Source organism: Streptomyces rectiviolaceus, assembly GCF_039533825.1.
Lineage (GTDB): Bacteria > Actinomycetota > Actinomycetes > Streptomycetales > Streptomycetaceae > Streptomyces > Streptomyces rectiviolaceus.
This window is the reverse complement of record NZ_BAAAUG010000091.1, coordinates 37,812-50,682: the sequence shown is the minus strand read 5'-3', so window position 1 is coordinate 50,682 and position 12,871 is coordinate 37,812. Positions and strand designations below refer to the sequence as shown.

General features: G+C 66.5%; 12 protein-coding genes and 1 pseudogene. 7 read left to right on the top strand and 6 right to left on the bottom strand.

Annotation, left to right across the window (positions count from 1 at the left end; translation table 11 throughout):
• Positions 1-11: 11 nt before the first annotated feature.
• Complete coding sequence (locus ABD378_RS25540; protein ID WP_386543058.1) at positions 12-1,100, top strand: IS630 family transposase; 1,089 nt, start codon at positions 12-14, stop codon at positions 1,098-1,100.
• A gap of 143 nt (positions 1,101-1,243) precedes the next feature.
• Here the strand turns inward: ABD378_RS25540 and ABD378_RS25535 are convergent, their stop codons facing one another.
• Complete coding sequence (locus tag ABD378_RS25535) at positions 1,244-1,828, bottom strand: hypothetical protein (protein WP_344524150.1); 585 nt, start codon at positions 1,826-1,828, stop codon at positions 1,244-1,246.
• Positions 1,829-1,875: 47 nt separating this feature from the next.
• Between ABD378_RS25535 and ABD378_RS25530 the strand changes: the two genes are divergently transcribed.
• Together ABD378_RS25530 and ABD378_RS25525 are read left to right on the top strand one after the other, a co-directional pair.
• A complete protein-coding gene (locus ABD378_RS25530; protein WP_344524148.1) occupies positions 1,876-2,058 on the top strand; it encodes a hypothetical protein in 183 nt (60 codons plus the stop codon).
• Complete coding sequence (locus tag ABD378_RS25525; protein ID WP_344524146.1) at positions 2,055-2,411, top strand: hypothetical protein; 357 nt, start codon at positions 2,055-2,057, stop codon at positions 2,409-2,411. Before ABD378_RS25530 ends, ABD378_RS25525 begins: the two co-directional genes overlap by 4 nt.
• Here the strand turns inward: ABD378_RS25525 and ABD378_RS25520 are convergent.
• Entirely contained in the window at positions 2,408-2,953 is a 546-nt protein-coding gene (locus tag ABD378_RS25520; RefSeq protein WP_344524144.1) for an HNH endonuclease, read from the bottom strand. The two genes, ABD378_RS25525 and ABD378_RS25520, sit on opposite strands and share 4 nt — an antisense overlap.
• Positions 2,954-2,991: 38 nt before the next feature.
• On the opposite strand from ABD378_RS25520, the gene ABD378_RS25515 reads away from it, so the two are divergent.
• The 4 genes and pseudogenes from ABD378_RS25515 to ABD378_RS25500 all read left to right on the top strand — a co-directional run bounded on the left by ABD378_RS25515 (position 2,992) and on the right by ABD378_RS25500 (position 8,190).
• Positions 2,992-3,120 carry a hypothetical protein gene (locus ABD378_RS25515; RefSeq protein ID WP_344524142.1) on the top strand — a complete coding sequence of 43 codons (129 nt, stop codon included), beginning with the start codon at positions 2,992-2,994 and terminating at the stop codon, positions 3,118-3,120.
• A gap of 8 nt (positions 3,121-3,128) precedes the next feature.
• On the top strand, positions 3,129-3,413 hold the full coding sequence (locus ABD378_RS25510; protein ID WP_344524140.1) for a minor capsid protein: 285 nt from the start codon (positions 3,129-3,131) through the stop codon (positions 3,411-3,413).
• A gap of 19 nt (positions 3,414-3,432) precedes the next feature.
• Positions 3,433-4,054, top strand: a pseudogene (locus ABD378_RS25505) (transposase family protein); the annotation flags it as partial.
• Positions 4,055-4,290: 236 nt separating this feature from the next.
• Positions 4,291-8,190: a hypothetical protein gene (locus tag ABD378_RS25500; protein WP_344524138.1), complete on the top strand. Its 3,900-nt coding sequence runs from the start codon at positions 4,291-4,293 to the stop codon at positions 8,188-8,190.
• Positions 8,191-8,840: 650 nt separating this feature from the next.
• Here the strand turns inward: ABD378_RS25500 and ABD378_RS25495 are convergent.
• The 4 genes from ABD378_RS25495 to ABD378_RS25480 form a co-directional block, all read right to left on the bottom strand.
• Positions 8,841-9,680 carry a DUF3800 domain-containing protein gene (locus ABD378_RS25495; RefSeq protein WP_344524136.1) on the bottom strand — a complete coding sequence of 280 codons (840 nt, stop codon included), beginning with the start codon at positions 9,678-9,680 and terminating at the stop codon, positions 8,841-8,843.
• Positions 9,681-10,414: 734 nt separating this feature from the next.
• A complete protein-coding gene (locus tag ABD378_RS25490) occupies positions 10,415-11,248 on the bottom strand; it encodes an amino acid ABC transporter ATP-binding protein (RefSeq protein WP_344524134.1) in 834 nt (277 codons plus the stop codon).
• A gap of 5 nt (positions 11,249-11,253) precedes the next feature.
• On the bottom strand, positions 11,254-12,039 hold the full coding sequence (locus ABD378_RS25485) for an amino acid ABC transporter permease (RefSeq protein ID WP_344524132.1): 786 nt from the start codon (positions 12,037-12,039) through the stop codon (positions 11,254-11,256).
• A gap of 41 nt (positions 12,040-12,080) precedes the next feature.
• Entirely contained in the window at positions 12,081-12,836 is a 756-nt protein-coding gene (locus ABD378_RS25480) for an ABC transporter substrate-binding protein (RefSeq protein ID WP_344524233.1), read from the bottom strand.
• Positions 12,837-12,871 lie beyond the last annotated feature (35 nt).

Genomic DNA, 12,871 nt, shown 5'->3' with positions numbered 1-12,871 from the left:
GCGGTTGAGTGATGACGAGGGACAGAGGTTGCAGCGGATCGTCCGGCGGCGGGGCCCGGCATGAGTCGGTGCGGGTGCGCCGGGCTCTGATCATCATGGCGTCGGCGTCGGGGACTCCGGTGACAGCGATCGCCCGCCTCGTCGCCGCGCATGAGGACACCGTCCGCGACGTCATCCACGCGTTCAACGAGAAAGGTCTGGCCTCGCTGGACCCTCGGTGGGCGGGAGGCCGTCCCCGCCTGATCAGCGATGAAGAGCGGGGATTCATCATCGCGACGGCCACGGCCCGCCCCGTGGCACTGGGGCAGCCGTTCACACACTGGAGTCTTCGCAAGCTCGCCCACTACCTGGCACACAACCGGGGCCGCAGGATCACGATCGGCCGGGAACGGCTGCGACAGATCCTGCACGAGCACGGCATCTCCTTCCAGCGCACCCGCACCTGGAAGGAGTCCCAAGATCCCGACAAGGACACCAAACTGGACCGCATCGAGCACGTGACCAGGGATTTCCTCGACCGGTGCTTCGCCTTCGACCAGTTCGGGCCGCTGTCGATCCGCCCCTGCCACGGCTCCTCATGGGCCCGGCACAACAAGCCGGCCCGCCTGCCGGCCACCTATCACCGCACCCACGGCATCCGTTACTTCCACGACTGCTATTCCCTCGGCGACGACCAGCTGTGGGGCGTGACCCGGCGACGCAAGGGCGGCGACCACAGCCTCGCGGCACTGAAGTCGATCCGTGCCGCACGGCCCGACGGCGCACCCATCTACGTGATCATGGACAACCTGTCGGCGAACAAGACCCCGGCCATCCGGACGTGGGCCGCCAGGAACAGGGTCGAGTTATGCCTGACACCGACCAGTGCATCCTGGGCCAACCCGATCGAGGCCCAGTTCGGCCCCTTACGGAACTTCGTCATGGCAGGCTCCCACCACCCCAACCACACCGTGCTGGCCCGCAAACTGCAGGACTACCTGCGATGGCGCAACGCGAACGCCCGCCACCCCGACATCCTGGCCGCCCAACGCCGCGAACGCGCCAGGGTCCGCAGCGAACGCCGACAACGCTGGGGACGACCACGACCTCAAGCCGCCTGACCAACCCCGGCCAACGTTCGTGGCCACCGCACTAGGGGCGATCAACACAGGCTAAGCGCCGGAAGCGCCTCCAATTTTAGGTCACGAATAGGTAGCGGGGCGAGAGGGTTCGGGGCCCCCTAGCAGCGAGGCGTTCGCTCTACCTAGCGCAGTCCATAGACCTCGCGAGCCACGTACCTACAGGTCTCGACAAAGTCGCGCGCCGCCGCCGGAGTCACTGCCTCTCCATGCACCGCCTGATTCCTCAGCCGTCGCAGATCGTTGAAGATCGAAACCCCACGCGAGGAGAGGCCGATCCCCTCCAGTGCCGGAATCAGCTCAGTCAGGAGGGGAGGAGCCTCGCGCCTGTATCTGCTCTGGGGCATGGCGTCCTTCAGCTGAAGAGTTGTCCTGGTTATCTCTTCGAGCACGAGCCAAGCCGAGATGACCGCCCCGATGGGCGAGGCATCCGCGACGCCCCACGCCTCTTGGAAGACTCCGAGCCGTGCATTGCCGTCGGTAGCAGAGACTTCCTGTTGCGCGCCCCGTGGTTCCGCTAGCCCCTCTGCCTCTCGCCGCATCTCACGGGCATCTGTCGCGAACTCGATCGACCCAGCGGGGGTTTCGAGCCGGGACATGCGCGCGAAGGCTTGCTTAATGTGGTTGCGGAGAGCCCAAGCGACGCCAACCGTCACGGTGGGCCACGCCAGCGCCTGTATGTACTTCAAGACCAGCTCTGCAACTTCCACCCCACCATGCTGACGGCCACCGCGCGCTCGTCGCCCCCTCTCCACGCATGGCCTGGGCGCCGGACGGGCGGGAGTTCACCACGGCGGCGACGTTCATCGCTGCCCCGGATCTCGACTGCCCGCTCGGCTCGCGCATCACGCTGCCCGACGGACGTACCGCGACCACCGTCGCCCGCCACACCGCCCCGGGCCTACCGGTCCCCGCCTGTACGGAGGTGACGACAGAATGAGCCGCGCCGCCCGGACCCGCGTCCGCTGGAACGGCGAGCAGGTCCTCGGTCGCGCCCGGCAAGGCGCGCTGCGCGGACTCCTGCTCGTCGCCGAGCACCTGCTCACCGAGTCCCGCAAAGAAGTACCGATCGCCGAGGGCACCCTCGAACGGAGCGGCGCCACCAGCGTGGACGAGGCGAACCTCGTCGCCGGGGTCACTTACGGCACCCCATACGCCGCGCGTGTACACGAGAACATGTCCGCCCGACACAGCCCCGGGCGTAAAGCAAAGTGCCTTGAAGACTCGGCCAACAGCGAGGCGGGTGCAATCAGCGAGCTGATCGCCGCGCAGGTGCGGAGAGCATTGCGCTAGGGAAGCGGCTCGGCTTCCAACCATCGGGATACAAGTTCGCTTCCCTGCTCCGTCAGATGAATCTTCAGCACGTCGGTGTGTAGGTCCGAGACCCATATGAGCTCGTCAACGAACAAATTCTTAACCGTCCAGAGCATCCCGGAGGGGAGGGAAACCGCCCGATAGAGGATGAAGTTGGGAATGTCGAGCCCTGGAGCGTCGCAGCACGGTTCCCCTTGCTCGCCCATGAACAACTCTTGCTGAGCCAGTGCTTGCAGCAGCTGACGCTCGGTCTCGGTGTATCTGCTGTTCAGGAGGCCCAAGTTCGACTTGTACTGCAACATTGCCCGCCGATCGATTTCGCCTCGGTCAAAGCGGGTGTGGCAGGTCGGGCAGAGCGCGATCAGGTTCTCGAACGTGTGCTCTCGGACCTTTGCCCATGGAGTGATGTGAGCGAGTTCGACGGGAGTCTGCCTGCACGTAGGGATCGCGCATCGGTGGCCAGCCTCGACAAGTACATGCCGTTTCAACGCCATTGGGATGTCCGGTCGCTCCTGAGCCATGCGCCAGAGCATAAGCAGCAGCTAGGACAACCACTGCCGTGCCCCTTGATCCGCTCGACGGCATCGCCCGCTACCTCGACGAGCAGCACCTGCTCGTCTACGACCCGACCGGCACCGCCGGCGACACGTTCACGAGACCCTGCCGCCCGAGCCGGCCGAGGCCGTAGGGCTGTGGTTGTACGGCGCTGCCGAGCAGGACTCGCGCGACGGCTACGACGTCCGCTCGCTACAGGTGCGCGTGCGCGGTACCGCCGCCCGAGGGCTCCCACCGCCGCGCCGAGGCCCTGTCGGCGTCCTGCACGGGCTCGGCGGCCTCGAACTGCCCGATGGCACATGGCTTGTGCTCGCCGTCGCGCAGCAGACCCCCGCCCCGATCGGCACTGACGCCTCGGGCCGGCACGAGCACACAGTGAACGTCCGCCTCGGCGTGGCCAATCCCACCCCACACCGCCCCGACTAAAGGTTGCTGCAGAACGCCAGAGGTAGTACGGGAGCAAGGAGGGAACGCTCCTGGTGGCGGGCGCCCGTGGTGCCTGCCACTGGCGGACCGGGTTCTCCTGGTGGCCGTCTACTACCGCACCAACGTCACGATGCGGCAGCTCGCGCCGCTCTTCGGTATATCCCCGGCCACCGTCTGCCGGGTCATCCAGCGCCTGCGGCCGCTCCTGGCGATCAGGTCGGCGCCGCGGCCCGATCGCGGATGCCGAACGGTTGTGGATCGTTGACGGACCCCTCGTCCCGGTCCGTGACCGTACGGTCGCCGCGTCCTCGAGCAACTATCGGTTCTCGGCGAATGTGCAGGTCATCGTCGATGCGGACAGCCGCCTGGTGATCGCCTCGGCCCGCCCCGTCCCCGGGAACAAGGCCGACGCCCACGCCTGGCGGGAATCGGACCTGCCCGCCATCGCGGCCGGGACAACCGTCATCGCCGACGGCGCCTACCTGGGCACCGGTCTGATCGTCCCGCACCGCAGAAGAGCCGGACGCCCACTCCTGCGCGGCCAGGAGGAGGACAACGCCGAACACCGACGCGTCCGCGCCCGCGTCGAGCACACCTTCGCCCGCATGGAGAACTGGAAAATCCTCCGCGACTGCCGGCGCGATCGGTGCGGGGCAGGACGATGTGCCATTCGACAGCGCTCCTTCGCTCCGTGTCGCCGTGGGCACCGGCACGCTCAGACCGCGGGCCGCGATACACAACGGTCCTTCGCACCACCCAGCCGACGCTGCCGTCGGTTGTCACCGGCCCCGCGACGGGTCGTACGTGCTGATGCCAGCGCGGCACGGCGTGGAGGAGAATGGTCTGCGCAGGTCTCGGTGAGCCGGAAGGGCGAGGGGTGCTGTACGAAACCGCAAAAGTTGCGCTGGAACAGCTCACGGATGATCTTGTTCTGGAGCGGGTGGCGCTACGGGTGCTGCGGGAGCGGTACCCCAGCCTCCGGCCTACCAGCGCCACAGGTGATACCGGTCTCGATGGCTACGGCCGGCCCTTGTTTAAAGACGAGATCGACGTGGCGTTATGGGTCAGCCTGCAGAGCACATGGAGCGCGAAGCTCACTATCGAGTTGGAGAAGCACAAGAAGCACGAGCGTACGGCGCCAGCCGTCTTCGTGATGAACCGCTCGACGACCGAGATCAAGAAGGGGCAAGAGCGGGAACGGGCAAATACGGAGTTCGGGGTGGACCTGGAGATCGTCGACCTTGCCGAGCTCGTCACGGAGCTGGAGTCGGACAGTCTGCGATGGGTTGCCGAGGCCGAACTGGGTGTCCGTCCACGCCAGCCCCGGGCCCTGTCCACTGCGGAGATGTACCTGGAGCGGCTCTCCGGCACCGTCCCGGGGATGACTGCCGAACTCCACGGCACAATTGAGATCCAGGATCGGCTCCGTACCGAACTCGGCGCAGAAGGCCCCACAACCAGGATCGTCGTCGTGGAGGGCCCTGGAGGCAGCGGGAAGACCCGGCTTGCAATCGAGACGGCCCGATCCGTCGCCACGACGCTCGTTGTCCCCTCCGGCGCACCTCTCACAACGGAGGCGTTCAACGAGGTGGGACTCGACGGTCCCCTGATCCTCATGGTCGACGACGCCCACCGCAGCGAGAGCCTGAGCGCGGTGGCCGCCATGCTCGCCGATCCCCGGTTCGACCGGGTCTGCCTCCTGTTCACCCTCCGCCCCGGCGAGCGCGAGCGGACGCTCTACGCCGCCGGCGCCGAGCAGAGGGCCGGTGCCCCGGTCGTTCTCGGACGCCTGGAAAAGCCGGAGATCGACGGGATCATCACCGACTACGGCATCCAACACGAGGAGTTCCGTAACAGCGTCATCAATCTAGCTGGCGGCAACCCGCTGCTCGCCCATGCTGCGTGTCAAGTGGCCCTGACGAGCGGAACGTTCGGCTGGGGTGATGCATCGGAACTGTTGCGGAACTTGGTGGCCAACCGGCTTGTGGCGATGGAGGATCCCGGCCTGCACCGCGCGGTCGCAGTCGCCCTCGCCCTGCTGACCAGGGCCGGCGACCTGGCTGGACACCATGGCGGCAGAGACGTTGCCGTCCTCCACGGTGCGGTTTCTGGCCTTCCGTCTGAGCCGGACCGTCTCGACTGGCTTCTGGACAACCTCGTCGACGCGGGCTTGGTGGACGCGCCTCCCTACACCTTCCGCCCCGACCTCGCCGCCGTCGTTCTTGTGGCCGACGCACTCACCCCGGGTGGACCCGTCCGACTGGACACCCATACCGCCCTGCAGCAACTGGCATGCCAAGCAGGAATTTCCTCGAGGAACACTCCGCAGGAGAACGCGGAAGCACTGGGCAGTGCGACGCAGCGCCTTGGCCCGCAGATTGCTGTGCTGGCCGATGCCGCCCGGAGCAGCGGTAACCAGGCAGCAGCCGCGGCAATCGCGCAATTCGTCCTCGGCTTGCTGCCCGAGGACGCTTCTCTCGGACACTGGACCATTGTCGTGCACCTCGCGTCCCGGGCTGCCTCTGCCGGTCAGACGCTCCTTGTGCAGCTTGCCGCACGGCTGGCCCGGCAGTGGCCGGTATCTGCCTCCGATCATCTCTGGAGTAACGAGGACGCCTTCGCGCACTACCGGTTCGAATTGGACAAACTCTGCGAGGAGTTCGCCCGACTGGCACGACGCACTGATCCGCTGACAAACCCGGCGGCGGTGGCGGCCGTCCTGGACATCGCCTGGCTGGTGGACGCTGCCCAACCTGCGTACCGCGACGGGCAACCTGGTGCTCTCCTCCGTACGTTCGAGACATGGGGTGCCCCAAGCTGCTCGCACACTGGAGGCTGCGAGGCACTGACAACGAGCCGCGGTGCCCTTCTTGACGCGATCTCCTGGTGGGCCCGGGACCGTGCGGCCGAGCCGCCGCTCGGGCTCGACCCGGAGGACGCCGCGAAGCGGGGACCCCAGTCCTTTGTCCGCGTGCTTCTCGCAGCCCTGCAGCCATTCCTGAATGTCACCGCGGAACGGGTGCGGTACGGCACGCCGGAGCAGGCAAATACCTTCAACATCCGGATCACGGTGCTGCCCGACGTAGCGGAGACCCGGGATCAGCTCAACCAGGCCCTCGAACTGCTCGCACCGCTACTCATGGAGCAGGTGCTGCGTGAGCCCGAGCACCGTTCCCTCCTCAATGCCCTGGTCGCCCTGCCCCGGCAACTGCGCCAAGCGGCGGCCCTCGGCCTGCTTGGTAGTACCCAGCAGCCGTTGCCCGAGTACGCCGAGCAGACCCTGACGGCAGCTGCATCGCGGTTCGCCAGCAAGATCGCCGAACATTGGACAGGGCTTCCGCTGTCCGTACGACGCCGGGCAGCCGAAGCCGCGCTCGGGATGGGACGTTGGCGTACCGATCTGACCACTGCGGCAGAGGCCGGGGAACCTGTTGCAGCAGCGGCGCTCGCCGACCAGGAACTTGCCAACCTTCTGGTCATTCAACCGCCCCATACCTTCAGCGGCGCCTGGCAGGAGGACATCGCAGCCCAGAAGCCCGCCGCCGTTGCGCTGGCCGGCGCGCTGACCACTGAGCAGGGAGTCGATCTACTGGAAGCCACCGAACCCGACGTCTTCGGCACAGCGCATGCAGTCCTCCCCGCATTCGCGACAGCGGTAGGAGAGAACGCCACCGATGCCGCCTCCGTCCTTGCTCCCCTGGCCCGCGGCCCCCTGGCCGCGGAGGCTGCGCTCCTGGCTGGACTCGCTCGCCGGCACCCAGAGCAGGTGTGGCAGTGGGTGTCTGAGCGCACGAGCGACACCAGAATCGCGGGACTCGCGCTCGCGATGGTGGACGACCATCCCGACCACGAAGAGCCGCTCCTACACACCCTCATGGAAGCAGCCACCGGCACTGGGAACGCAGAGTCGGCCGCAACCTGCGAACAGATCGCCCACCACTTGTGGCACTGCACCAGATCAGCCGACGACCGCTTGGAATGCCTGGCCCAACTGGGTACCGAAGGGCCGGAGCAGGCTGTCCCTGCGGTTCTGCGGGCGATTGGGATGGTCCTCCTCCCTGGGCCACAGGTGGGCGCCGCAGCGGTGGCCGAATGCACCGCCGTGCTGGACCGCATGCTTACGCCCGAGCACCTCAGCCGAATTCACAGCGACTACCTTGCCGCAGATGCGGCGATGCAGATCGCACGCCGGGTACCTGAGCGGTTCGCCGAGGTCCTGGTGGGCCACATCCGCCGGGGCCATCCCTTGCCGACCATTTTGGCGGAGTACATCGAACGCCTCGATGCCGAAGTACGCGATGAGATCACCACCGCGTTCGTCCACCACTGGTCGATCGCACCGATCACCGCGCCCGATGAAGCCGCCGAGTCGCTGATGCGCGGGGCGTTTACCCAGATCGGCAGGGATACCAACGCGTGGTCGCGCACGCTGTCCGAATGGACGAGCGGCGCGCCGAGCACGCGCCGTCGAGCCGCGGAAGCGATCCGCTCTGCCTGGTCGACCGCCACCTGGGAGGAGATCGTTCCGACCCTGTTCACGGCCGGACTGGACGCAGAGATCCGGGAGCAACTCCTGCACGGGTTGACCTCGGTGGACGGTGCCTTCATCAACCCGGACAGTGTGATCAGTCCCCGCCGCGAGGCCGCGCAGAAGCTGCAGACCCACCCGAGCCCTGTGGTAAGGAACTTCGCCGCTACCGCAGTGGCCTACCTCGACAGCTTCGCCTCGACGTTCCGGGACCTACAGAGCCGTGCCCGCAACGGCTACCCCCAGTAGTGGACCGAATTGCCGCCAGTCCGGCGACGCCAAAGCGGGCGTACCGGGCTGGTCGGGTGGCTCGGCGAACAATGCGAAGGAGACTTCCCCGCCGATGCGGGGACCAGGAGCAGAGCGAGATTCGGACGCATGTACAGAGCGACCGCCCTCGCCGCCGATGACGCCGCATATCTGGCCGAGGTGGCGCAGGGCCAGTCGTTACACTGGCGCGCCCGTGCGATCCGCCCCAAGGAGCAGACCGGAAAGGCAACTTCCATGCCCCTGGATCTGCCGGGTCGCCTCCAGGGCAGCCATGCAAGCCGCGGGTGGGACGAGGCACGCAGCCGGCTACTTCAGCCAGCAGTGTTGATCCAACTTTAGGCATGGCCTTGCTAGAACCCAGCTCTCGTCTCCAGTTGGGGAGGATCTGGGGAGTACGAGCGGCCTTGGGGAGCGTCTGGCCGAATCGACTGCACAAAGCAAGGCGATCCTGGAAGGGCCTGAAAGGCTAATCCGCGCAGGTCAGAGGCCATGAAGGTGCCATCACCCCAGGTCAGCGCGGAAACAAAGCCCATTCGTCGCGCCGCAACCGCCACGGGGCAAGCAGCCGTCAGCCCCTACGACACCACGAGTTCAACCTCAGCACCCCCTCTGCAGGGCGCACGCTGGCCCTACTTCGGCAACCCGCTGCTGGTGCTGAAAAGGCTCCCGGGCTGAGAGAACCCAAATCCGGGTCCGATGGGGTAGCGCACGCTGTTTCGCACGTAGTGCGTCTCACCGAAGATCCAGTAGAAGAGGTCGGTCAAGCTCCGCGGCCAAAGCACCAGGCCAGCGCCACCGATGTAGCCGTGAGTGTTACGCCTCGCCAGAGGCTTGAGCAGCTCGACGAGTTCCATACCGGCTTCCCGACCAGCGACGGCCGCTGTCGTCGCAGCAGTTACCAGATCTGCGAGCTGAAGCTGGGGAAGGTGGTCGGAGGGAGCCGTCACGATCGGCATGACCACGCGGTTCGGATTCACGTACGTGGTGCCGACCGTCGTGAGGTCCATAGCCCCAGCCAGCCACTTGGTGTGATCCCGATTGCCGCCGCCGGGGATGTCGGCGATGACGACCCCGCGCTCCTCCCTCGACTCCAGGTGCATCTCGATGCGCTCGTAGAGGTAGCCCAGGATCTCTCGCGCGACCCTCTCCTTCGGCCAACCGATCTGGCCTCGGTCCCAGATCACCACGGCCGTGCTGACACCGCAGCTTGCGGCGATCTCCAGCATGCGACGGCGCGTGCGCTTCACCACCTCGACACCGGCTCCCGCCATGAAGCTGCCCTTCGAGGAGTTCCACTTGAATTCCTCGCCGGCAGGCATGCCGAGCTCAGTCCGGAGCTCGTCGATCTGGCGGCTGTACGCCGCCACCTGGTCCTCCGGAAACATGACGGCGCCCACCGAGGCGAGTTCACCGAGGTGCTCCCGAGGCGGGCTCTGCTGCCCGCTGTCGTCGATGAAAATCAGCTGCACGTGCTCTCTCCCGTCCCCGGCCCAGCCACATCGGCCTGCGTCACCTTCGCGGCGCGCGCAGCCGTGGACCAGGAGCGTACGTGCGGTAGCCGGACTCCTCGCGCTGCTTGCCCAGTGCATCGCGGAAACGGATCGAGTACGGGTGAGGGCAGCGGGTCGGCTTCGCGCAGCCGCAGTCCTTTCAGAAGGGCCCCACGCCGCGGGCGAGCTGTCGGGCCATGTACGCACCATCCGTTCCAGCCCTGGAATCTTGCTCAGGCGCCCGCACTGTCGGTCGCAAGTCAGCAAGCGGGAAAGCGTCTGGGACGCATGCTGACCGTTTGCTGACCTGAGGGAGCCCATGATGCCCCTGACCTGCGGCGACGCCAAATAGCTAGATCTTGGACTTGAACATGGTGCGCAGCATTTTGGACTCCTGAAAGACGGCTCCCTGCCTGCTTTCTGCAGGTCAGGGGCGCCCTTCACTCTACATCGGCACGTCTTCGACTCGAAGACTTCCCAGAACATCGTGCGCTGCGGCGAGCAAGCTTCTCACCTGCACAATCTGGGCTGATCAAGCTGCCGCGAAGCGCCCATCACCGGCTGGTAGGCGGTGTTGTTGCCCTTGAAGCCCAGCGTCCCCAGCAACGGCGGCAGCATTTGGCGGTGGTACGAGCTATCCGTGCAGGTCAGCGGCCCTGCTGGGCGCCCCTCCCGCACGCCCGCACGCCGGGATATTCGGCCCCGAGGCGCACTCAGCGGTCCACGCGCTTCTCGTGCGGTCCTGTGTCCGGGACCTCGCCCACCTCCGCCGCCGCAGGATCGAGTACGCGCGCCAGGAACGTCCGGGTCCGCTCGTGCTGCGGGTCGCCCACCACACGTTCGGGCGTGCCCTCCTCGACGATCACTCCGTCGTCCATGAAGACCACCCGGTCGGCGACCTCGCGCGCGAAGCTCATCTCATGGGTGACTACCAGCATCGTCATCCCCTCCTGGGCGAGCGAGCGCATCACCGCGAGTACGTCCCCGACCAGTTCGGGGTCGAGCGCGGAGGTCGGCTCATCGAAGAGCATCAACTCGGGGTCCATGGACAGCGCCCGAGCGATCGCGACCCGCTGCTGCTGGCCGCCGGAGAGCTGCGCCGGATAGGACTGCTCCTTGTCGACGAGGCCCACCCGCGCGAGATTGGCGCGCGCGATGCGCTTCGCCTCCTCCTTGCCGCGCCGCAGCACACGGCGCTGCGCGATGGTCAGGTTCTCCAGCGCCGTGAGGTGCGGGAAGAGGTTGAAGGACTGGAAGACCATGCCGATCCGACGGCGTACGCGATCGATGTCCACATCGGGGTCGGTGACCTCCGTGCCGGCCACCGTCACCGTGCCCGACGTGGGCTCTGCCAAGAGATTGACGCAGCGCAGCAGGGTCGACTTGCCGGAGCCCGAAGGGCCGATGACGCAGACCACGTCACCGCGCCCGACCGTGAGGTCGATGCCCTTGAGCACCTCCAGATCGCCGAACGACTTGTGCAGATCGCGCACCTCGATCGCCTGGCCCAAAGGTGCGGGCGCGTCGGGTGTCTTGTCCAACTTCATGGTGCTCACCTGGCTTTCGCCGTACGGGCCTCGAGCCGCCGCACCAGATGGCCGAGCGGGAGGGTGATGACGAGATACAGCAGTCCGGCGATCAGGATCGGGGTCAGGCTCTTGTGCTCGTTCAGCGCGTCCCGGCCGAAGTTGGCCAGCTCGAACTGGCCGAGCGAGAGGCCGAGCAGATACACCAGTGAGGAGTCCTTGGTGAGCAGGATCAGCTCGTTGGTCAGCGGCGGCAGCACGATCCGGAACGCCTGCGGCATCACGATCGACACCATCGCACGCCCCGGTGACATGCCCAGCGAACGGGCCGCCTCCGACTGCCCCTTGGGCACCGCCAGAATGCCCGCGCGGATCGTCTCGGCCATATAGGCGGCGCCCACCAGGCCCAGAGACAGCATCACCGTGATGTCCATGTCGAGCGCGACCTCGAAGGCCAGCGGCACACCGAAGCCGAGCGCGATGAATACAAGGAGGGAGGGAACGCCGCGGAAGAACTCAATATAGGCGATCGCGATCCAGCGGTACGGAGGCACCGGGGACAGCCGCATCAGCGCCAGCACGATGCCGAGCCCCAAGCCGAAGCCGAAGCCGAGCAGCGTGTAGTAGGCGGTGTTGACCAGCGCGGTGGTGATCACCTCGGGGAACAGCGCCTTGGCGATCTCCACGTCGAAGAACGCCTGGCGCAGTCTCCCCCAGTCGGCCACCAGCGCGAACACGGCTATGGCGATGAGCAGCACGGCGTACTGGACGCCGCGGAACAGCCGTGCCCGCCGCCGTCGGGACATGGACATACGTGCAGAACTCCTCTGGTCAGCCGTTTGAATGCTCGAGGTCAGCTCTGCGGAGTGGTGCCGAACCACTTCTTGTAGATCTTGTCGTAACTGCCGTCGGTCCGGGCCTCCTTGAGGACCTCGTTGACCTTCGTGCGCAGTGAGTCGTTGCCCGTGCGGAAGCCGATTCCGTACTTCTCACCGGTGTCGAACTCCGCGGTCACCTCGGTGTCCGGGTTGTCCTTGATGTATTCGAAGAGCACGCCGTTGTCGTTGATGCCCGCGTCGACTTTGCCGGCCTTGACCGCCGTGAGCAGCAAGCCGACGTCCTCGTACTCCACGAGCTCCATGTCGAGGCCCTTGCTCTCCTTCTTGGCGTAGATGCCGCCGGTGGTGGCCTTCTGGTAGCCGAGCTTCTTTCCCTTGAGATCCTTGAAGGTCTTGTAGGGCTGCCCCTTCTTGGTGATCAGCGCCTGGGTGGCGTTGAAGTAGGGGTCCGAGAAGTCCATGACCTTGTCGCGCTCGTCGGTGATCGTCATGCCCGCGGCGGCCAGGTCGCACTTGCGGATGTTGAAGTCCTGGCCGGTTTCGATGCCCTCGAAGGGTGTGTTGACGATCTCCTGCTTGACCCCCAGTTCCTTGGCGACCAGGTCGACCAGATCCACGTCGAAGCCGACGATCTTGCCGTCCTTCTTCGACTGGAACGGCGGATAGGGCAGATGCGTGCAGGTCTTGATCGTGCCGGACGAGACGAGCTTGATCCCCGAGGCGCCCTTGTCGCCGTCGCTGTCGGACTTGGTGCTGGTGCAGCCCGTCATCAGCAGGCCGGCGACTGTGGTCAGGGCTATGGCAG